Below are 19,927 nucleotides of genomic sequence, written 5' to 3' on the forward strand. Positions count from 1 at the left end.
TTGAGGGTGATTGATTTTATCCGACCGACGGGCGCCGAACAGGGGGAACAAGGGGGAGAACGAAGGAGGAATGGCGGGCGGGCAGAGATAAGATAAAATAGAAATCGTTCCCATTTACACGCTACCAAGAGGTGCGCCTTGCCTCCGTCCGACTTCCTGCCCGCCGATACCGTCACGAAGCTCTATCGTGACCATCACGGCTGGCTGTCGATCTGGTTGCGCAAGAAGCTCGGCAACTCGTTTGACGCCGCGGATCTGGCCCACGACACCTTCGTGCGTGTGATGAGCGGCCGGCGCAAGGAAGGCATGGGCGCCGAGCCGCGCGCGCTGCTGACCCATATCGCGAAGGGGCTGGTGGTGGACCATTGGCGGCGGCGCGCATTGGAAGAGGCCTATCTGGCCGTGGTGGCGCAGTTGCCCGCGCCGGAAGTCCCGTCGCCGGAAGTACGCGCGCTGATCCTCGAAACCCTGCACGCCATCGACGCCACGTTGCGGACCCTGCCCGTGAAAACGCGCGAGATCTTCCTGATGTCGCAGTTCGACGGCATGGCCTATGCCGACATCGCCGACTGCCAGCGGGTGTCGTTGGCGACCGTCAAGCGCCACATGCAGAAGGCGCTGACGGCCTGCTTGATCGCCTATCAGGTCCACGCGGCATGAGCGCGGCGATCGACCCCGTGATCCTGGAAGAGGCCGCCGGCTGGCTGGTGCGCTTTCAATCCGAAACCCTGTCCGCATCCGACCGCGCCGCCTTCGACCGGTGGCGCGGCCGCAGCGCCGCGCACGGTGCCGCGTGGCAACGGGTGGAAGACATGGTGCGCGGGTTTGGCCAGGTGCCGCCCGCGATCGGGCGCGACACGCTGCGCCGCCTGGACCGGCCCGGCCGGCGGCAGGCCATCCGGGCGCTGGGTGGCTTGCTGGTGCTGGGGCCGGCGGCTTGGGCGGGATGGCGCACGCTGCCGTGGCGCGAATGGGCCGCGGACGTGCGCACCGCCACGGGCGAACAGCGCCACCTGGAGTTGGCCGACGGCACCCGGCTGGTGCTGAACACGGCCAGCGCGGTCGATATTCTCTACACCTCCGAACAGCGCTTGCTGTGGCTGCGCGCCGGCGAAATCCTGCTAACGACCGGCCGCGACCCGGCGCCCGCTCATCGTCCCTTCATTGTGCGGACGTCTCAAGGCACGATCCGCGCATTGGGCACACGCTTCATGGTGCGCGATGAACGCGACAGCATCCGGGTGGCGGTGTTCGACGGCGCGGTTGAAATCCAGCCGCAAGATCCGGGTGTGGCGGCGGTGGTGTTGCCGGCCGGGCAGCAGACGGTATTCAACGCCCATCAGGTCCAGCCGCTGGCGGCGGCCGATGCGGCGTCGACGTCTTGGGAGCAAGGCATGCTGGCCGTGCGCAATTGGCGCCTGGCCGACCTGGTGGATGAGCTGGCGCGCTACCGCCCGGGCGTCCTGCGTTGCGATCCGGCCGTGGCGGGACTGCGGGTGTCGGGTGCGTTTCCGCTGTCGGATACCGACGGCAGCCTGCGCTTGCTGGAGAAAACGTTGCCCGTGCGGATCAGCCGCGTGACGCCGTTCTGGGTCACGGTGGCGCCGCGCCCTTCCGTTACAAATTAATCGCCAATCCGCTGACACTTTTTTCCGCTTCGTCCGGTGTACCGGGTGAATCGTCGCGACATGCGAGCGTCACCCAGTTCCCTACGAAGGATCGTTTCATGGTTTCCCGAATTTCCCGTTCGTCGCGCCTGCCCCGTCGCAAGGCCGTCCTGCCGCCGTTGGCGGCAATGTTCCAGACTACCGGCATGGGACTGATGCTGCTGGCCGTGACCGCCGCGCCCGCGCCTGTCGCGGCGGCGGATGCCAAGACGGCCGCCGCGGCATCGGCCGCCGCAGGCTCGGGGGCGGCCACCGCGCGCAAGTCCTACGCGATCGCCGGCGGTCCGCTGGGTGACGTGCTGGCCCAATTCGCAGCGGCGGCGGGCGTGCCGCTTTCCTTCGATCCGGCCCTGGTGACGGGCAGGCAAAGCGAGGGCCTGACGGGCGCCTACACGGTGCGTGAAGGCTTCACGCGCTTGTTGAGCGGATCGGGCTATGCCTTGGCGGAACAGGGGGCGGGCGCATATTCCTTGCGCAAGCTGCCCGCGGGCGAGAGCGACGCCGCGACCCTGCTGCCCAGCATCACCGTCGCGGGAGCGGGTGTCAGCCCCTCGGCCTTGCCGGCCGAGTTCGCCGGCGGCCAGGTGGCGCGCGGCGGCCGTTTGGGATTGCTGGGCAATCGCGATGTGATGGATACGCCGTTCAATATCACGAGCTACACGTCGGAATTGCTGGCCAACCGCCAGGCCGTGACGCTGGCCGATGCCTTGAATGCCGAGCCCTCGGTGCGCTTCACGGGCCAGATCGGCGGCGTGACGGATTCGTTCTACATCCGCGGCTTTCCGATCGGCGAAGGCAACCTGGGCGAAATCGCGTTCGATGGCGTCTACGGCGTAGCGCCCAACTACCACGTCTTTACCGATTACATCGAACGCGTCGAAGTGCTGAAGGGGCCGGCGGCGCTGCTGTACGGCATGTCGCCCAATAGCGGCGTGGGCGGCGTGATCAATATGGTGCCCAAGCGGTCGCTGGCGGAAGACCTGACGCGTGTGTCCGCCGATTATGTGGGCGATTCGCAATTCGGCGCCCGGGTGGACCTGAGCCGCCGCTTTGGCAACGACGGCGAATGGGGCGTGCGCGTCAACGGCATGCACCGCCAGGGCGACACGCCGCTGGACAACCTGTATTCCCGAACCGACATCGGCGCCCTGTCGCTGGACTATCAGGGCGAACGCCTGCGCGCGTCGCTGGACTTGCTGACGCAGAACGAAAAGGTGGATGCGCCGACGCGGCCCTTCCTGGTCGCGGCCGGCATCGACGTGCCGCATGCCGCCGATGGCCGCCGCAACGCGACCCAGCCCTGGGGTTGGTGGAAGTCCGACGGCCAGTCGGCGCTGCTGCGCGTGGAATACGACGTCAGCGACCGGCTGACGGTATTCGCCGATGCGGGCGGATCGGACACCGAGGTGTCGCGCCTGTCGGACCAGACGCCCACCATCGTCAACAGCGCCGGCGACACGCGGGTGACGCCCAACAACTTCCGTTTCAAGGTGGAACGCAGCACGTACAACGCGGGGCTGCGCGCCAAGCTGGACACCGGGCCGGTGCGCCATGCCATCAGCTTCATGGGCAGCCTGTACAGCGACCGCAACTTGCAGGCGAGCGTCTCCGGCACGCCGCTGACCTCCAACATCTATCACCCCATCACGCGCCCAGAACAGAACATTCCGGCGCCGGCCAATGTGCCCAAGGTGTCGTCGTCGGACCTGTCGGGCCTGGCGCTGGCCGACACGATGAGCATCCTGGACGAGCGCGCGCAGTTGACGTTGGGTGTGCGCCAGCAGCGCATCGAATCGCGCAACTTCAACGCCACGACCGGCGTGCGCACCGTCAGCTATGACGAAACCGCCACCACGCCGCTGGCGGGCCTGGTCATCAAGCCCTGGAACAACGTGTCGCTGTATGCCAACTACATCGAAGGGCTGAGCAAGGGAGATGTGGCGCCGGCCACCGCGTCCAACGCCGGCCAGGTGTTCAAGCCCTACAAGTCCAAGCAGAAGGAAGTGGGCGTGAAGGTGGACCTGGACGACGCGATGCTGACGTTCAGCGCGTTCGAGATCACGAAGCCCAGCGGCCAGTTGACCAACGGCGTGTATGGCGCCGATAGCGAACAGCGCAACCGCGGCCTGGAGCTGACCCTGTCCGGGGAGCCGGTGCGCGGCCTGCGTCTGTTGGGCGGCGTGACCTATCTGGACGCCGAACTGACGCGCACCAGCAACCCGGCCACGGTGGGCAACCGGCCGGTGGGTGTGCCGAAGTTCTCGGCCAATCTCAGCGCGGAATGGGACACGCCATGGGTGGCGGGCCTGACGCTGACGGGCGGCATGATGTACACGGGCCGCGAATACGTGGACCAGGCCAACACGCAGTCGGTGCCGTCCTGGACGACGTTTGACGTGGGTGCGCGTTATGCCACGAAGATCCAGGGCAAGGACGTGACGTTCCGGGCCAATGTCGTCAACGTGACCAATCGCGCCTACTGGTCGGGCGTGGCGTCCTACGGCACGGTGTCGCAAGGCGTGCCGCGCACGCTCATGCTGTCGGCGTCGATGGACTTCTGACCGCCTGCCGGCCGCCGTCCCGTTCAGGTGTGGCGGCGGGCGAACACCATGCAGACCGGGCTGCCGATGCGCAGCGCGTAGCCGTCGGGGGTCAGGGCGCCGTCCTGCGCATTGACGCGAAAGCGCACCAGCGTGTCGCTGTCTTCGTTCAGCACGAACAGGAAGCGGCCGTCTGGCGACAGCGTGAAGAAGCGCGGCGTCTTGCCGCCGGACGCGGCATGCTGCACGGGCGTCAGGCGGCCATTGGCCGGGTCCACGCGAAACACCGCGATGCTGTCGTCGCCCCGGTTGGACACATACAGGTGGCAGCCGTGCGCATCCAGGGAGATGCCGGCCGCGCGGCTATTGCCGGTATAGGTGTCGGGCAACGTCGGCAGTATCTGGAAGGGATGCAGCGAGCCAGCCGCAAGCGAGTAGGCGGCGACCGTGTTGTCCAGCTCGTTGACGACGTAGAGCCAGCGGCCGGCGGGGTGAAACGCCGCATGCCGCGGCCCCGCGCCTTCGCGCGTGGCGGTGATGCAGGCGGGGTTGGCGCTGATGCCGCCGTTCTCCAGGGCATAGAGGAACACGCGGTCCAGGCCCTTGTCGGGCACCAGCACATAGCGGCCGGATGGATCGACCAGGTTGTAGTGTGGTTTGGCGAAGGGCTGTTCCTTGCGGTGCGGCCCGGGTTCGCCGGCCATGGGCACGGACTGCGCCACGGGCGCCAGCGCGCCGTCGCGGCCGACGGGCAGCACGGCCAGCGTGCCGCTCAGGTGGTTCGACACCATCAGGTAACGGCCCGCCGGGGCCAGCGCCAGATGCACCGGGTTGCGGCCCTGGCAGTCCTGCTGCCGCCATGGCGTCAGCGCGCCGGTACGCGGGTCGCGTTGCAGGGCGCTGACCTCATGGCTATCGCCATGCACGGTGTACAGCACGGGCAGCGCGGGGTGCGGCAGCAGATAAGACGGGTTGACCAGGCCGCCGACGACTTGGGTCAGCGTCAGCGTGCCGGTGTCCTGGGCATAGTCGAAAACGCTGATGCCCTCGCCGCGGGCATGGCGTTCCCGCGTGGTGCGGGAACCGATGTAGACGTGCATGGAACGATCCTCGGCTTGAAAAGAAAGCGGCCATGCGCGCCAGGCGCGCGGCCTAAAAAGTCAGGATGCCGCTGATGCGGGCCAGGTTATCCAACGTGCTGCGCAGGTGGCTGGACAAGGCGGCGGCGGCGTCTTCGTTGCGTTCGCGTTCCAGCAGGTCAAGAATTTCCAGATGCTGGTCGCAGTGCTGCTGGTAGCGGCTGCGGTCTTGCATCGACCGGTACGACAGCAGGCGCCGGACGCGGTTGACGCGCTTGATCGTGTCGATGAAGAACGGATTGCCGGACGCCTCCACCAGCGATTCATGGAAGCGCACGCCACGTTCGTGCAACTGGTCGGCGGTGTCGGTGGCGATGCCGCCGTCCAGCAAGTGTTTTTCCGCGGCGCGGCATCGTTCGATCACGGATTTTTCAATGCGGAACGATGGCTCCAGCAACGCCGCGGGTTCCAGCGCCAGACGCAAGCGGTACGACTGCAGCAGGCTGTCCGGCGTGGTCATCATGGACGAGAACTCCCAGCCGTAGCCAGGTCGCCGCTGCGCCCAGCCTTCCTGCGACACGCGGGCCAGCAGCGTCTGCGTTTGCGCGTGGGTCAACGCATAGCGCACGCGCAACTGGGCCTCGCTGCATTGCATGGGCAGTTCGCCCCGCAGCAACTCGTCGGCCAGCTTGAAGTAGCTTTGCGTCACGATGTCGTCGACGGAGGGCGGCGTCAGGCCGGCGCGTGCGTCGGGCAGGGCGTCGTAGCCTTGCTGCAGGAAGTAGCCGCGGTTGGGTTTGCGCGCCACGATGCCATGCTGCTCCAGGATGCCCAGGGCGTCATTGACGGGCGAGCGCGACAGCCGCAGCCGGTCGGCAAGCTTTTGCGCGGTCAGGTGCGCGCCGCCGGGCAGGCGGTCTTGCCGGATCAGGTCCAGGATCTTCGTGACGGTATTGGTTTGCGCGCTCATGGGAGGGAAGATGGCCGGAGAGTATCCGCTAGGATAGCGGGAATGACGCCGCCCATCCGCAACAAACGCACGTCCAGCCGGGTCTCGACCGCGGCCGTGGCGTGCAGCGCGTCAACCCGGCCATCGGCCCGCAGGATGCGCACGGGCACGGCGATGCGCGGCGCCAGCGTATCCGCCGGGGCATCGATCTGGATGCGGTCGCCGGACTGCACGCGCAGCGTGGCCGGCGTGACGCCCTCGGGCAGCCTCAGGGGCAAGATGCCCATGCCGATCAGATTGGACCGGTGAATCCGTTCGAAGCTCACGGCCAGCACGGCGCGGATGCCCAGCAGGCGTTGCCCTTTTGCCGCCCAGTCGCGCGACGAGCCGGTGCCGAAGCGCGCCCCGGCCAACAGCACCACGGACTGCTGTTCGCGGCGGTAGTGTTCAGCGGCTTCCCAGATGGGTTCCACGCGGCCGCTACCCGCATGGCGCGTGTGGCCCACGGGGGCATCCGGACAGAGCAGGTTCGTCAGGCTTTTGCTGTAGAACGCCGCGCGCATCATGACCTCCCAATTGCCGCGTCGCGAGGCGAACACGTTCAGGTCATGACGGTCATCGCCGCGGGCCACCAGGAAGTCGGCGATCAGGCTGTCGGGCGGAATGGCGCTGGCGGGCGACAGGTGGTCGGTGGTCACGTCGTCGCCCAGCACCAGCAGCGGGTGCGCGGTGTAACGGCCAAGCTGGCTGCCAGCGCTTGTCGAGGCGAAGGGCGGACGCCGCAGCGCCGTGGACGCGGGGTCCCACGGAAAGCGGGGCGTGTCCGGCGATTGCAGCGCTTGCCAGGCCGGATTGGCGCTGGCGATCTTGAAGGCGGCGCGGAAATCGGCGGGCCGCAAACCCTGGGCCAGCGCGGCATCGATGTCGGCGTCGTCCGGCCATAACTCGCGTAAGTGCACCGGACGGCCGTCGGCTGTGACCTGCACCGGTTCCCGGCTAAGGTCGCGTTCGGCGTCGCCGGCCAGCGCGAAGGCAATGACAAGCGGGGGCGACATCAGGAAACCCAGGTCCAGGTCGGGGTGGATGCGGCCGGTGAAATTGCGGTTGCCGGACAGGGCCGCGACGGGGTGGACCGCGCCGGCCTGCATGGCGTCGCGCACCCTGTCGGGCAGGGGGCCGGAATTGCCGATGCAGGTGGTGCAGCCGTACCCCACGATGTCGAAACCGACCGCGGCCAGGTCGTCCAGCAAGCCGGCGCGGGCCAGGTAATCGGCCGCGGCGGGGGAGCCCGGGCCCAGCGATGTCTTGACCCAGGACGGCACGCGCAGGCCGGCCTGGCGTGCCTTGCGGGCCAGCAGTCCGGCCGCCATCAGCAAACGGGGATCCGTCGTGTTGGTGCAGCTGGTGATGGCGGCGAGGGCGACCGGGTAGCGGGGCAGGTCGCGGCGGGCGGCCGGCGCCGGCGTGAAGTTCAGCGCAGCCAGAATGGCGCGGGTCTGGCCGTAGGGATGCAGATCTTGCGGCCGCTTGGGGCCGGCCACATGCATCTGCACGCGGTCCAGCGCGATCTCGACCACGCGGGTATAGCGCGGAGCGGCATCCGGGTCCAGCGCGATACCCGTGCGTTCGGCATAGGCCGCGATGCGCGCGATGTCGGTCTGCGCGCGGCCCGTCTGGCGCAGGTAGGCCAACGTCTCGCCGTCGATGGGAAAGTAGCCGGTGGTGGCGCCGTACTCGGGCGCCATGTTCGCCACCACGCATCGGCTGCCCGCCGACAGCGTGCCGACGCCCGGTCCGAAGAACTCCACGAATTCGCCCGAGACGTCGATGGCGCGCAGCCGCTGCGTCACCGTCAGCGCCAGGTCGGTGGCGGTGACGCCTGCAGCAAGCGCCCCGGTCAGCCGGACGCCGATCACGTCCGGAATGCGCAGCAGGGTGGGCATGCCGAACATGACCGTCTGCGCTTCCAGACCGCCGACGCCCCAGCCCAGCACGCCGATCCCGTTGATCATCGGTGTGTGGCTATCGGTGCCGATCATCATGTCGGGATACAACGCACCGCCGTCGCCCTGGCAGACCACCGTGGCCAGTTGCTCCAGGTTGATGGTGTGCATGATGCCGGTGCCCGGCGGATGAATGCGCACGTTGGACAGGGCCTTGGATGCCCAACGCAAAAAGCGGTAGCGCTCGGCGTTGCGGCGTAGTTCCAGGTCCAGGTTGCGCGTCGCGGCATCGGGCCGGGCGTAGGCTTCGACCGCCAGCGAATGGTCCACCGACACGTCCACGGGCAACACCGGATTCAGCACGGCGGGGTCCATCCCGGCTTCGGCCAGCGCGTCCCGCATGGCGGCGATGTCTACCAGCGCGGGCGTGCTGGTGGTGTCGTGCATCAGCACCCGGCCTGGCTGGAAAGCGATTTCGGCATCGCTGGTGCCGTGGGCCAGCCAGCCGAACAGCGCCGCCACCGCGGCGTCGCGCTCGTCGCCTTGCACGTTGCGCAACACGTTTTCCAACAGCAGGCGCAGCACGACGGGCAGCCGGAAATAGTCGGCGCCGAACGTGGCGGGCAGATCCGGGCAGGTATAGGTGGCCCCGTCCAGCGTGAAGCGGGTGTGGCGCAGTCGGGCATTGGTGTTTTCCATAGCTGCCAGTTTTGCATATTGCATCTATAAAATGCAATTAAGTAAAAACCCGGCCGCCATCCGGACAGGCCGCTCAGGAGACACACCATGCCCCAAATCCGATTGCTCGCCGCCGCCCTGGCGGTGGCCGCCTTCCTCCCGTTTCCCTCCGCCCGGGCCGCCGACGCCAGCCGCCCGGTCAGCCTGATCGTGCCTTTTGCCGCTGGCGGCGGCGTCGACGGCATGGGCCGTTTGTTGGCCGAACGGCTGCGCAGCGAAATGCCGCAGGGCGTGGTGGTGGAAAACAAGCCGGGCGCCAGCGGCATGCTCGGCGCGCAGGCGGTGGTGCGGTCGGCCCCGGACGGCGCGACGATGCTGTTGGGCTCGGCGGGAGAAACCGCCATCAACCCGCTGGTCTTCAAGGCCAAGATGCAATACCAACCGGAAAAGGACCTGGTGCCGATCGCGCTGGTCGCCCGCGTGCCCAACGTGCTGGTCGCCAATCCCAAGCTGCCGGTGGCCAATGTGGAGCAATTGGTGGCTTATGGCCGCGCGCATCCCGACAAGCTGACTTATGCAACCAGCGGCGTGGGCAACCCGCAGCACCTGAACGGCGAGCTGTTGCAGTCGCTGGCCCGAATCAAGATGGTCCACGTGCCGTACAAGGGCGCGTCCGCGCAACTGGTGGATGTGGCCGCGGGCAGCGTGGACCTGACCTTCGTCAGCCTGGCGGGCGCCTTGCCCTTCATCAAGAGCGGCAAGGTGAAGCCGTTGGCGGTCACCTCCGCCACGCGCGCCTCGTTCGCGCCGGACATTCCCGCCGTGGCCGAATATGCCCCCTTGAAGGACTACGCGCTTGAAAACTGGTTTGGCGTGTTCGTCGCGGCGGGCACGCCGGTAGACACGCAGCAGAAACTGGCCGCCGCGATCGGACGCGCGTTGCGCGACGAGAAGTTCGTGGCCAGCATCCGCGAGCTGGGCGGCGAAGTGCAGCCGATGAGCCAGGACGAGTTCCGCGCCTTCATCAAGGCGCAGACGGCGGTCTTCGCCAAGGTCGTGGCCGATGGCCACATCACGGCGGAAAACTGAAAGCCGGTGCGCGTTAGGGCCTTGAAGGGCCCTGGCGCAACACCGCATCCAGCGCGCCAAGCGCCGGGGGGATCATCGCCAGCAGGCGCGCTTTGCCCACGCCGTCGCGCGCTTGCACGGACAGGCCATGCAGGACGACGGCGTAGTAGTCGCCCAACGCCTGCACGTCCGTGCCGGGTTTGAGTTCGCCGCTTCGCACGGCAGATTCAAGCCGGTCGATGATGCCTTGCGTACGCGCCTTGCGATGCGTGGTGAGCCATGCCATGACGTCTTCGTTTTCGGCGGCGTAGTTGGTGGCGGCGCTGACCACCATGCAGCCTTGTGGGCGCCCGCGCCGGGTGTAGGTCAGCACCGCGTCGGTCAGCAGCTTCTCGATGGCGCTGCGCACCCCGTCGTCGGCCTCCAGCGCTTTTTCCGCAAACGCGCCGTCACCCGCTTCGTATCGCGCCACGGCTTCGCGGAACAGGTCCTGCTTGGATCCAAAGGCCGCGTAAAGCCGCGCTGAGGCCAGGCCGGTCGCCGCCACCAGATCCGCCATCGACGTGCCTTCATACCCCTGTTTCCAGAATGCCAGCATGGCTTGCTGAAGCGCTAGGTCGCGGTCGAATTCTCTGGGTCTGCCTGCCATCACGGTCTCGGGAAAATGATCTGGAGGCAGTGTACCGCCCGCCCTTGCATTTGCGTCGCGCCGATTTATCGCCTATTCTTTGTCGATCGACAAACAATTAAGGATTCGATATGAAGACGATCAAGGGACCCAGCCTGCATCTGGCGCAGTTCAGCGACGCCGCGGCGCCCTTCAACAGCCTGCCGGCTATCGCGGAATGGGCGGCGGGCGTGGGCTTCAAGGCGTTGCAGATCCCGGCATGGGACAAGCGGTTTTTCGATGCCGAGACGGCCGCCGCCAGCCAGGACTATTGCGACGAGGTCACCGGTACGCTGGCCGCGCATGGGCTGGTCGTAAGCGAACTCACCACGCACATCTTCGGCCAACTCCTGGCCGTGCACCCGGCATACGACGCGATGGCCGACAACTTCGCGCCATTGGAGGCGCGCGGCAATCAACAGGCCCGGACGGCCTGGGCGAAACAGGGGCTTTTGAATTCGGCTCGCGCCGCCAAGCGCCTGGGCCTGAGCGATATGGGCACGTTCTCAGGGTCGTTGGCGTGGCCGTATCTGTTTCCGTTTCCGCAACGCCCCGAAGGGCTGATCGAGACGGCATTCGACGAACTGGCGCGACGCTGGATGCCGGTGCTTGACGCCTGCGACGCGCAAGGCGTGAACCTGTGTTTCGAGATCCATCCCAGCGAAGACCTGCATGACGGGATCACGTTCGAGATGTTCCACGAACGCGTCGGCGGCCATGCCCGCTGCGCCATTCTTTTCGACCCCAGCCACTTTGTCCTGCAGCAGCTGGACTACCTGGAATACCTGGACATCTACAAAGACCACATCCGCATGTTCCATGTGAAGGATGCCGAGTTCAATCCCACCGGCCGGCAGGGCATTTACGGCGGCTACCAATCCTGGATCAACCGGGCGGGGCGCTTCCGGTCGCTGGGCGACGGGCAGGTGGACTTCAAGTCGATCTTCTCGAAGCTGGCGCAGCACGACTATGCCGGCTGGGCCACGCTGGAGTGGGAATGCTGCCTGAAAGACCAGGAGACGGGGGCGCGCGAGGGGGTGGAATTCATCAACCGCCACATCATTCCGGTCACGTCCAAGGTGTTCGACGATTTCGCTGGCGGGGCCATCGACAAACAACAGATCCATGCCCTGCTGGGCTTGGCATAAGCGCCGAAAACAGAATCATGACGCACTCACTCTCTACCTTCTTCACCCCCGCCGACGCCGTGACGCACCAGTACGTGCTGGTGGACGGTTCCCGCGTGCATTGCGCGGTCATGGGCGACGGCCCGCCGGTGTTGCTGATTCCCGGCTGGCCGCAGACCTGGTTTACGTGGCGCCACATCATGAAGTCGCTGGCGCAAGCGGGCTATACGGCGATTGCCGTGGACCCGCCGGGCACGGGCGACTCCGGCCGCCCCGCCCACGGGTACGACACGGGCGCGGTCGCCAGCGTGCTGCACCGTTTGATGGGACAGCTGGGCCACACGGCTTATCACGTGGTCGGCCACGACATCGGCATGTGGGTGGCGTACGCCCTGGCCAGCGACTTTCCCGACGCCGTCCGCCGCCTGGTGTTGACCGAGGCCGTGATTCCGGGCCTGGCGCCCGCGCCGCCGGTATTCGTCCCGCCGGAAGACAACATCTTCCTGTGGCATTTCATGTTCAACCAGGTGCAAGACCTGCCGGAAGCGTTGATTGCCGGACGCGAGTGCGCGTACTTGAGCTTCATCTTCGACAAGTGGTCGCACCGGCGCGACCGCGTCGCCGCCGACGTCTATATCGACGCCTATTCGGCGCCGGGCGCATTGCGCAGTGGCTTTGCGTACTACCGCGCCATCCCCGAGACGATCCGCCAGAACCAGGCGCGTTCCAAGGCCCGCCTGCGCATGCCGGTGCTGGCCATCGGCACGGAGCACGCGACCCGCGACGCGCCGCTGATCACGATGCGCGACAACGCCGCCGACCTGACCGGCGTGATCATCCCGGATTGCGGCCACTTCGTGACTGAAGAGTGCCACGAGGCGTTCTCCGAACACCTGCTGGCTTTCTTGCAGCGGGACGGATGAGACCTCACGGCGCGTCGTGCAGCACTACTTCCAGGCCGGCCCGTTCCCCCGAGCGCACCCGGCTCACCGCCTGCCGGGCGGTGACGCGGTAGATGTCGCGCGCGCCGTGCACGGGGCGGTGCGACACCGCGATCACCGCGGCATCGCCCAATCCCAGCGGCACGACCATCGGGCGCGATTGCATGCGCGGGCGCTGTTCGGTCATGACGAATTCGCCGCCGGTGAAATCCACGCCCGGTTCCGACAGCAGCGCGACCAGCTGCAATGGGAAGACGTGCGCGCCGTCGGCATGCTGGATCAGCGGCTGATAGCCATCGGTGGACAGCCGATGCAGGCCGGACAGGCTCCGTGTCTGGCCGGCCTGGCGGTTGCATTGCGCCCAGGTCGGAAAGTCGTCCGGGTATGCCGCGTCTTGTTGCAATGCGGCGGCCCAGCGGCGGGCGATGGGCAGCAACTGCCGGTACAGGGCCGCGCGCAGCGGCTCGAAGTCGGCCGGATCGGCGCCGGACAGCGCCAGCCGCCGCGCGGCGTCCTCCGGGAAGAAGCCGGGCAGCAACGCCCAGCCTTCGGCGTCCAGGTCCTGGGCGGCAAGGTTCCAATCGTACGGGGGAAGGGACAGGAGGTCAGGCGTCATGGTGGGGCGGGAAGGCGTGCGCATTCCGGCAGGATAGAGCGCGGACGGGGCGCGGGTCACTCCGCTGCTTGCGATGGCCGCAGCGGTCTCGAGGGAACCGTTCCGGGCCTTGCAGTATGCTTGACGGCTTCACGAACCCCCCTATGCCGCCTGCAATGACTGATTTCCCCTTTGACGCCGTGCTGTTCGATTGTGACGGCGTGCTGGTTGATTCCGAACCCATCACCAGCGGTGTGCTGACCGAGATGCTGAACGAATTGGGTTGGGACATCAAGCATGACGAGACGATGCGCCTCTTTACCGGAAAGGCCGTCAAAGACGAGCTGCCGCTGATCGAGGCGCGCACGGGCGCCAAACTGGGCCCCGAGTGGTTCAACGAATTCCGTCAGCGCCGCAATGCCGCGCTGGACCGCGACCTGCTGGAAATCCCTGGTGCGCCGGACGCCGTGCGCGCCTTGCACGTGGCGTTGGGCGGCCGTATCGCGGTGGCGTCGGGCGCGGACCGCCTCAAGGTCGAGTTGCAGCTGGCCAAGGTAGGCATTGCCGAGTGCTTTGATGGACGTGTCTTCAGCGGCCACGAAATGCCGCGCAGCAAGCCGTTCCCGGACGTCTACCTGGCTGCCGCCCTGGCGCTGGGCGTGGACCCGAAGCGGTGCGCCGTCGTGGAAGACACCGTCACGGGCGCCACTGCTGGCGTGGCCGCGGGTGCGACGGTGTTCGGGTACAGCCCGGACGCCAACGGCCACAGCGGGGCCGAGGCCCTGCGTGGCGTGGGCGTGGCCCATGTGTTCACCGACATGAATCAACTGCCCGCGCTGCTGGCGGGCTGGCAGGCCGGCGGGCGCTAGGCCGCCGGGGCCTGCCGCGCGCCGTCAGCGCGCGTGGTTGGCGTACTGTTCGCCGCCGTCCAGGTCGATCACCGTGCCGCTCAGGTAGCCGGCGCGCGGCGACGCGCCGAACACGATCATGTCGGCCACTTCTTCGGGCTCCATCAGGCGGCCAAACGGCAGATCGGACAGGGTTTCCTGCCAACGCGTCTCGTCGCCCCAACGGGCCTGGGCGCGCTGGCGGGCCAGCGTCAGCACGCGGTCGGTGCGGGTGCGTGACGGGTTCACCCCAAAGACGCGCACGCCGTGGCGCGGCGCTTCGCCGCCCAGCGCGCGGGTGAAGGCAATCAGCGAAGCGTTGGCCGACGCGCCGCAGATGTAGTCCGCGCGCGGCGCGGCCCCCGCCATGCCGATGATATTGGCGATGACCCCGGCGCCGGCATCGCGCATGGCCGGGTAGTAATGGCGGGCCAGGCTGATGTAGCCATGCACCTTCAAGTCCCAGCCGGCGCGCCAGCGTTCGTCCTGCACCTGGTCCAATGCGCCGCCCGGTACGGCGCCCGCATTGTTCACCAGCACGTCGATGGGGCCCGTGTCCTTCGCCAGCTTTTCGGCGGCGCCTGGCAGCGCCAGGTCCAGGGCCATCGCCTGCGCGGCGCGGCCCGTCCGTTCGCGGATCGAGGCCGTGGCCTGGTGCAGCGCGGCATCGTCCCGCGCCACCAGGATCGGGTCCGCGCCTTCTCGGGCGAAAGCGATCGCGCATGCCAGGCCGATGCCCTTGGATGCGCCCGTGATGAGCACGCGTTTTCCGGCCAGCTGCAAGTCCATGAAGCGCTCCTGTCGATTGACGCCCGCCCCTGCGGGACACGCTTAGGTTGTAAACCAGTTGCGGGCCGGGTGCCAGCCTGAACGCCGCATGGCGCGTTCGCGCGTGCGCCTGCTATGCTGAATCCACCTGATCCACAAGGACGTGGCGATGTCGGAAATCTGGCTGGAAATCTGGACCACCGTGCGCAGTGAATTCGCGGACATCCCGGACGTGGGCGAAGCCACGCGCATCGTGCTGCGGCTGGGCATGGCCGTTATCCTGGGTGGCCTGTTGGGCTTTGAGCGCGAACGCAGCGGCAAGGCCGCGGGCTTGCGCACTCACATGCTGGTGGCGCTGGGCGCGGCGATTTTCGTGCTGGTGCCGTTGCAGGGCGGCATGCAGGTGGGCGACATCAGCCGCGTGCTGCAGGGCGTGATCGCCGGGATCGGCTTTCTGGGCGCGGGCGCCATCATCAAGCTAAGTGACGAACGTGAAATCCGCGGGCTGACCACCTCGGCAAGCATCTGGATGACTGCCGCGATCGGCGTGGCGGCCGGCATGGGCCGCGAGGCGACGGCGCTGGTCAGCACCCTGCTGGCCTTGTTTGTCCTGGCCGTGCTGCGGCGCGTGGAAGCGCGCATTTCCACGCCGCGGGAACAAAGCGTGATTACGCCGGGCGTGAAGTCGAAAGGCAACACATGACGACGCCCGCCCGGCCGGCAGAGTCAAGAGCCGCCGGACACGTCGATGAACGAGCCGCTGGTGTAGCCGGCTTCGTCCGAGAACAGCCACAGCACCGCGCCGGCCACTTCTTCCACCGAACCGCCGCGGCGTAGCGGAATCACGCTTTTCAGCCGGTCGACGCGGCCGGGCTCGCCGCCGCTGGCGTGCATGTCGGTGTAGATGGTGCCGGGGCGCACGCCGTTCACGCGGATGCCTTCGGGCGCCACTTCCTTGGACAGGCCGATGGTCAACGTATCCAGCGCGCCTTTGGACGCCGCATAGTCCACATATTCATTGGGCGAACCCAGGCGCGCGGCCGCGGACGACACATTGACGATAGCGCCGCCCTGGCCACCATGGCGGGGCGACATCCGCCGCACGGCCTCGCGGGCGCAGAGGAAGGCGCCGATGACATTGGTGGACAGCACGCGCAGCAGGCGGTCGGCGTCCATGTCGTCGACGCGCATCTGTTTTTCAAGAATGCCGGCATTGTTGACCAGTGCGTCCACCCGGCCCAGGCGCTCGTCCAGCGTGCGGAACATCTGCAGCACCTGGTCTTCCTGCGAAACGTCGGCCTGGATGGCGACGGCGTGGCCGCCTTGGCGCTGTATGTCGGCCACGACCGCGTCGGCGGCGCCCGCATGGGTGCGATAGTTGACGCCGACGGCGTAGCCGCGGCGGGCGGCCAACTTGGCGACGGCGGCGCCGATGCCGCGGCTGCCTCCGGTGACGAGCATGACTTTGGACATGGCTTTCTCCTGGGTGATTGCCACGTTAGCAGAACGGGGGCTTAAATCCACACGTCGTTGGGAGCACTGCGCGCGCCGCCCTGATCGCCGGTATTCACGACGCCACAGGGCTCGATCAGCATCAGGTGCGTTTCTTCCTGCGCGCATGGCTTGTGTTCCACGCCCTTCGGGATGATCGTCATTTCGCCAGGGCCCAGGTCGACATGGCCGTCGCGCAGTTCGATGCGCAAGCGGCCGCTGACGACGATGAAGGTCTCGTCGGTGTCGGCATGGCTGTGCCAGACGAATTCGCCTTGCACCTTGACCACCTTGAACTGGTAGTCGTTCATCTGGGCGATGACCTTGGGCTGCCAGTGTTCCGAGAACAGCGACAGTTTGCCGGCGATATTGATAGCGGGAATAAGGGACATGACGTGGGCTCGAAAGGAAAGGACGCCCGCAGCATAGGGCGCCTGGCCGCGCCCCGTCTTGTACGTTCTTGCAGGTTTCCGGGGGGGGGCGGCCGTCAGCCGTGCAACATCCGTCGCCAGCGATCCGGCGTCATGCCGTAAGTCTGGACATGGCGGTGCGTCAGGTGACTTTGGTCGGTGAAACCGGCGCTGGCCGCGGCGTCCGCCAGCGGCTGGCCAGCGGCGATCAAGCGGCGGGCCAAATCCAGCCGGCGCAGCATCACGTAGCGGTAGGGGCTGGTGCCGAACAGCGCGCGGAAATCGCGCGACAGGCGCCAGCGGTCGGTGCCCGCCGCCTCTGCCAACTGGTCCAGCGTGATGGGTTGGCCCGGCGATGCGTGGATGAACTGGCGGGCGCGTTCGGCCGCGGCGTAATCGGCGGCGCGGCGCCCTTGCGGACGGCCGGCGGCGGCGCACAGCGCATGGGCCAGGTCATACAGCGCATCGTCTTCCTGCAAGGGGTCGATCGCGGCCTGGGTGCTTTGCAGCAGCGCGCCACTGGCGGCGTGCAGCCGTGGGTCGGCCGAGATGCCGCCCGGGACGAACGGCAGCGCACGGCCGCCCAAAATCTGCTGGATCAGCGCGGGTTCGACGTAGATCATGCGGTAATGGAAGCCGGCCTCGGTGCCTGCCTGGCCGTCATGCGGCTCGTCGGGATGCAGCACGATGGTGCTGCCTGGCAGGCTGTGCCGGAATGCGCGGCGGTAGTGGAAGCTTTGCACGCCCGACAGCGTGCGCCCGATGGCGTACGTGTCGTGGCGGTGCATGTCGTAGCCATGACCGCCGAAGTAGGCTTCGATGCGCTCCACGTGGCCCGAGGGCGCGGCGCGCAGTATCCAGTCCTGCTTCGGTTTGGCCGACGTCATGGCGGACACGCGGCAGGGTCTACTTCTTCACCTGCACCAGCACGAACTCGTTGCCGTACAGGTCGATGAAGTGGGCGTAGACAGTGGCGTCGTCATGGACGGGTTCTTTGGTGAAGCGCACGCCCCGGGCGGCGAACTGGCTGTGATCGCGCACCACGTCGTCGGTGTAGAACACGCCGACCGGCTGGCCGCCGGTCTGGTCGCCGACGCGGTCGCGCTGCGCCTGGGTCAGGGCTTGCAGCAGCCAGACGCCCACGGCAGGCTGTGCCGGCAGGCGCAGGTGCACGTACCGCTGCGGGCCCACGGGCATATCGACGAACACCTCCATGCCGAGCTTGTCTTGGTAGAAAGAAATGGCGGTGTCGTAGTCGTTCACGAGAAGGACAAGACGGCCCAGCGAATGCATGTCAGGACTCTCTTTGAGGTTAAGCGTGCGGCTATGCTAACCCGCCGCGGCGCTTTACCGGCTATCGGCCTCCCGCAGCAACCGCAGGCCCACCAGGGGATAGCGGGTTTCCTGGGTGTTCCAGTTGCGGTAGGACGACCGGGTGTAAAGCGCCCAGGTGTGCCAGGAGCCGCCTCGGCGAACCCGCACATTGCCGCTGCCGGGGCCCTGCGGGTCGTGGGTGGGCGAATGGGCGTAGTAGTCCTCGCCATACCAATCCGCCACCCATTCCCAGGCGTTGCCGTGCATGTCATACAGGCCGAACGCATTCGGCGCGTAGCTGGCCACGGGCGCGGTGAAGGTGTGTCCGTCGTGGCGCGCGGACGCGAATGCCTGCCATTTCGGCCACAGCGGTTGGGCGTCGGCGTCGAAACCGTTGCCGGCGTCGGGCATGCCAGCCGGATCGTCGCCGTTCTGGTAGCGCGTGCGGCTGCCGGCGCGGCAGGCGTATTCCCATTCGGCTTCAGTGGGCAGCCGGTAGGTGCGGCCTTCCTTCTGGGTGAGCCAGCGGGCCAGGGCCTGGGCGTCGTTCCAGCTGATGTTCACCACGGGATGGTCGTCGGTTTGGGCAAAGCCCGGATTGCGCCACGAATAGCGGCGGTCGCGGCCTTCGAAGGCGTCACCGCTATCGGATCGGTCGGGGTCGTAGGCGGCGTTGTAGCCGTAGCCGCCGGTGCCGTCGGCCTCGGATTCCGGCACGTAGCCGGAGGCTTCGATAAAGCGCCGGAACTGGCCCACCGTGACTTCCGTGCGTTCCAGGTAGAACGGGCGGGTGATGCGCACGGTATGCACGGGCGCTTCGTCAAACAGCTGGGCGAATCGGTCCTTGGGATATTGCGGATAGTCGCGCGCCAGCGTCTCGGGCGCTTCGTCGCTGCCCATCTGGAAGGTGCCGGCGGGGATGGCCACGAATTCCATGCCCAGCGAATTCCGGATCACGGCAGGCGGGTCGGCGGGCGGCGCCGCCAGCAGCGGGGTCGACAGCAGGAAATTGGCAAGCAACAGGCTGGAACGGATACGCATGGAGAGTCGCGGGCGCGGGTGCGCAGGGCCAAGGGTGCGACATAGTAGGGCCGCCGCGCACGGCCGACCAGACGCGGGGAACCCTCATGCGCCCGGGGGGCAGCGTTCAACCTGCCTTGCGCAAGGTGAAATTGATCCGCTGGCTGCCCAGCTTGGGGTGCGGCAGATCCTTCATCGGCATCACGCCGTGATACCGCAGCCGGTCCACGCCGCCCCAGACCACTACGTCGCCGTGGAGCAAGGGCACGCGCAGGGTTTTGTCCGAGCGTTCGTTGCCGCCGAACAGGAAGATGGCGGGCATGCCAAGCGACACGGAGACGATGGGCGCGCTGTAGTCGCGTTCGTTCTTGTCCTGGTGCAGCGACAGGCGCGACCCCGGCTCGTACCGGTTGACCAGGCAGGCGTCCGGCGTAAAACCGGGAAAACCGGCATCGGCCGCCGCGGCCCGCGCCAACGCCAGGAAGGCGGGCGGCAGGTCCGGCCAGGGCTGGCCGGACAGCGGGTCGATGCGCGCATAGCGGTAGCCGTGTGCGTCCGTCGTCCAGCCCCATTGCCCGCAATTGGTCAGCGCCACCGACATGGTGTAGCCGCCCGGCGTCTGCATGTGCCGGAAAGGCGATTGCGCAGTGACCGCGTCCACCCCCTGTAGCAGCGCGTCGACGAATGGCAGCGCGAATCCGCGCAACACGAACGATTGGGGGCCGATCGCCTCGCGTCCGCTTTGCGCGGTGTCGTCGTCGCCAAACAGATCCAGCGTCATGC

At 67.4% G+C, this 19,927-nt stretch carries 20 protein-coding genes; 8 read left to right on the plus strand and 12 right to left on the minus strand.

Features of this window, described 5'->3' with window-relative positions; translation table 11 throughout:
* The first annotated feature begins 138 nt into the window (after window positions 1-138).
* The 3 genes from ACE039_RS25345 (at window position 139) to ACE039_RS25355 (ending at window position 4,228) form a co-directional block, all read left to right on the plus strand.
* A complete protein-coding gene (locus ACE039_RS25345) occupies window positions 139-660 on the plus strand; it encodes a sigma-70 family RNA polymerase sigma factor (protein WP_448709374.1) in 522 nt (173 codons plus the stop codon).
* Window positions 657-1,628 (plus strand): FecR domain-containing protein, encoded by a 972-nt coding sequence (locus tag ACE039_RS25350; RefSeq protein WP_485823643.1) that lies wholly within the window; start codon window positions 657-659, stop codon window positions 1,626-1,628. Before ACE039_RS25345 ends, ACE039_RS25350 begins: the two co-directional genes overlap by 4 nt.
* A gap of 98 nt (window positions 1,629-1,726) precedes the next feature.
* On the plus strand, window positions 1,727-4,228 hold the full coding sequence (locus ACE039_RS25355; protein ID WP_485823644.1) for a TonB-dependent siderophore receptor: 2,502 nt from the start codon (window positions 1,727-1,729) through the stop codon (window positions 4,226-4,228).
* Window positions 4,229-4,251: 23 nt separating this feature from the next.
* Here the strand turns inward: ACE039_RS25355 and ACE039_RS25360 are convergent, their stop codons facing one another.
* Genes ACE039_RS25360 through acnA form a run of 3 tightly spaced genes read right to left on the minus strand, consistent with a single transcriptional unit; the run spans window position 4,252 to window position 8,877 of the window.
* Complete coding sequence (locus tag ACE039_RS25360; protein WP_485823645.1) at window positions 4,252-5,307, minus strand: lactonase family protein; 1,056 nt, start codon at window positions 5,305-5,307, stop codon at window positions 4,252-4,254.
* 52 nt (window positions 5,308-5,359) lie between these two features.
* Window positions 5,360-6,256, minus strand: coding sequence for a GntR family transcriptional regulator (locus ACE039_RS25365; RefSeq protein ID WP_448710832.1), 897 nt, complete (start codon window positions 6,254-6,256; stop codon window positions 5,360-5,362).
* A complete protein-coding gene (gene acnA / locus ACE039_RS25370) occupies window positions 6,253-8,877 on the minus strand; it encodes an aconitate hydratase AcnA (RefSeq protein ID WP_485823646.1) in 2,625 nt (874 codons plus the stop codon). Before acnA ends, ACE039_RS25365 begins: the two co-directional genes overlap by 4 nt.
* Window positions 8,878-8,964: 87 nt before the next feature.
* Here acnA and ACE039_RS25375 point away from each other — a divergent pair, with 87 nt between their 5' ends.
* Complete coding sequence (locus tag ACE039_RS25375; protein ID WP_485823647.1) at window positions 8,965-9,945, plus strand: Bug family tripartite tricarboxylate transporter substrate binding protein; 981 nt, start codon at window positions 8,965-8,967, stop codon at window positions 9,943-9,945.
* 13 nt (window positions 9,946-9,958) lie between these two features.
* Here ACE039_RS25375 and ACE039_RS25380 read toward each other — a convergent pair whose 3' ends face one another.
* The gene (locus ACE039_RS25380; protein ID WP_105556265.1) at window positions 9,959-10,573 is read right to left on the minus strand and encodes a TetR/AcrR family transcriptional regulator; all 615 of its coding nucleotides are present in this window, start codon (window positions 10,571-10,573) and stop codon (window positions 9,959-9,961) included.
* A 110-nt stretch (window positions 10,574-10,683) separates the two neighbouring features.
* Between ACE039_RS25380 and ACE039_RS25385 the strand changes: the two genes are divergently transcribed.
* A complete protein-coding gene (locus tag ACE039_RS25385; protein WP_485823648.1) occupies window positions 10,684-11,739 on the plus strand; it encodes a sugar phosphate isomerase/epimerase family protein in 1,056 nt (351 codons plus the stop codon).
* Between the two features lie 17 nt (window positions 11,740-11,756).
* Complete coding sequence (locus tag ACE039_RS25390; protein WP_485823649.1) at window positions 11,757-12,641, plus strand: alpha/beta fold hydrolase; 885 nt, start codon at window positions 11,757-11,759, stop codon at window positions 12,639-12,641.
* 4 nt (window positions 12,642-12,645) lie between these two features.
* On the opposite strand, the gene ACE039_RS25395 is transcribed toward ACE039_RS25390, so the two are convergent.
* Window positions 12,646-13,275, minus strand: a complete 630-nt coding sequence (locus ACE039_RS25395; protein ID WP_485823650.1) for a 2OG-Fe(II) oxygenase — start codon at window positions 13,273-13,275, stop codon at window positions 12,646-12,648.
* Between the two features lie 155 nt (window positions 13,276-13,430).
* Here ACE039_RS25395 and ACE039_RS25400 point away from each other — a divergent pair, with 155 nt between their 5' ends.
* On the plus strand, window positions 13,431-14,123 hold the full coding sequence (locus ACE039_RS25400) for an HAD family hydrolase (RefSeq protein WP_485823651.1): 693 nt from the start codon (window positions 13,431-13,433) through the stop codon (window positions 14,121-14,123).
* 24 nt (window positions 14,124-14,147) lie between these two features.
* Here ACE039_RS25400 and ACE039_RS25405 read toward each other — a convergent pair whose 3' ends face one another.
* Window positions 14,148-14,930: an SDR family oxidoreductase gene (locus ACE039_RS25405; RefSeq protein WP_310031171.1), complete on the minus strand. Its 783-nt coding sequence runs from the start codon at window positions 14,928-14,930 to the stop codon at window positions 14,148-14,150.
* 148 nt (window positions 14,931-15,078) lie between these two features.
* Between ACE039_RS25405 and ACE039_RS25410 the strand changes: the two genes are divergently transcribed.
* Window positions 15,079-15,612, plus strand: a complete 534-nt coding sequence (locus ACE039_RS25410; RefSeq protein ID WP_448710819.1) for an MgtC/SapB family protein — start codon at window positions 15,079-15,081, stop codon at window positions 15,610-15,612.
* Window positions 15,613-15,635: 23 nt separating this feature from the next.
* Here ACE039_RS25410 and ACE039_RS25415 read toward each other — a convergent pair whose 3' ends face one another.
* From ACE039_RS25415 to alkB, 6 genes are all read right to left on the minus strand, one after another.
* Entirely contained in the window at window positions 15,636-16,382 is a 747-nt protein-coding gene (locus ACE039_RS25415; RefSeq protein ID WP_448710817.1) for an SDR family oxidoreductase, read from the minus strand.
* Window positions 16,383-16,423: 41 nt separating this feature from the next.
* Window positions 16,424-16,792 (minus strand): cupin domain-containing protein, encoded by a 369-nt coding sequence (locus ACE039_RS25420; protein WP_448710816.1) that lies wholly within the window; start codon window positions 16,790-16,792, stop codon window positions 16,424-16,426.
* 95 nt (window positions 16,793-16,887) lie between these two features.
* Window positions 16,888-17,697 carry an AraC family transcriptional regulator gene (locus ACE039_RS25425; RefSeq protein WP_485823721.1) on the minus strand — a complete coding sequence of 270 codons (810 nt, stop codon included), beginning with the start codon at window positions 17,695-17,697 and terminating at the stop codon, window positions 16,888-16,890.
* Between the two features lie 19 nt (window positions 17,698-17,716).
* On the minus strand, window positions 17,717-18,103 hold the full coding sequence (locus ACE039_RS25430; protein WP_105556273.1) for a VOC family protein: 387 nt from the start codon (window positions 18,101-18,103) through the stop codon (window positions 17,717-17,719).
* A 54-nt stretch (window positions 18,104-18,157) separates the two neighbouring features.
* The gene (locus ACE039_RS25435) at window positions 18,158-19,165 is read right to left on the minus strand and encodes a formylglycine-generating enzyme family protein (RefSeq protein WP_485823652.1); all 1,008 of its coding nucleotides are present in this window, start codon (window positions 19,163-19,165) and stop codon (window positions 18,158-18,160) included.
* Window positions 19,166-19,271: 106 nt separating this feature from the next.
* A complete protein-coding gene (alkB, locus tag ACE039_RS25440; protein ID WP_485823653.1) occupies window positions 19,272-19,925 on the minus strand; it encodes a DNA oxidative demethylase AlkB in 654 nt (217 codons plus the stop codon).
* Between the last annotated feature and the right edge of the window lie 2 nt (window positions 19,926-19,927).

This window comes from Achromobacter maghribensis (assembly GCF_057334215.1).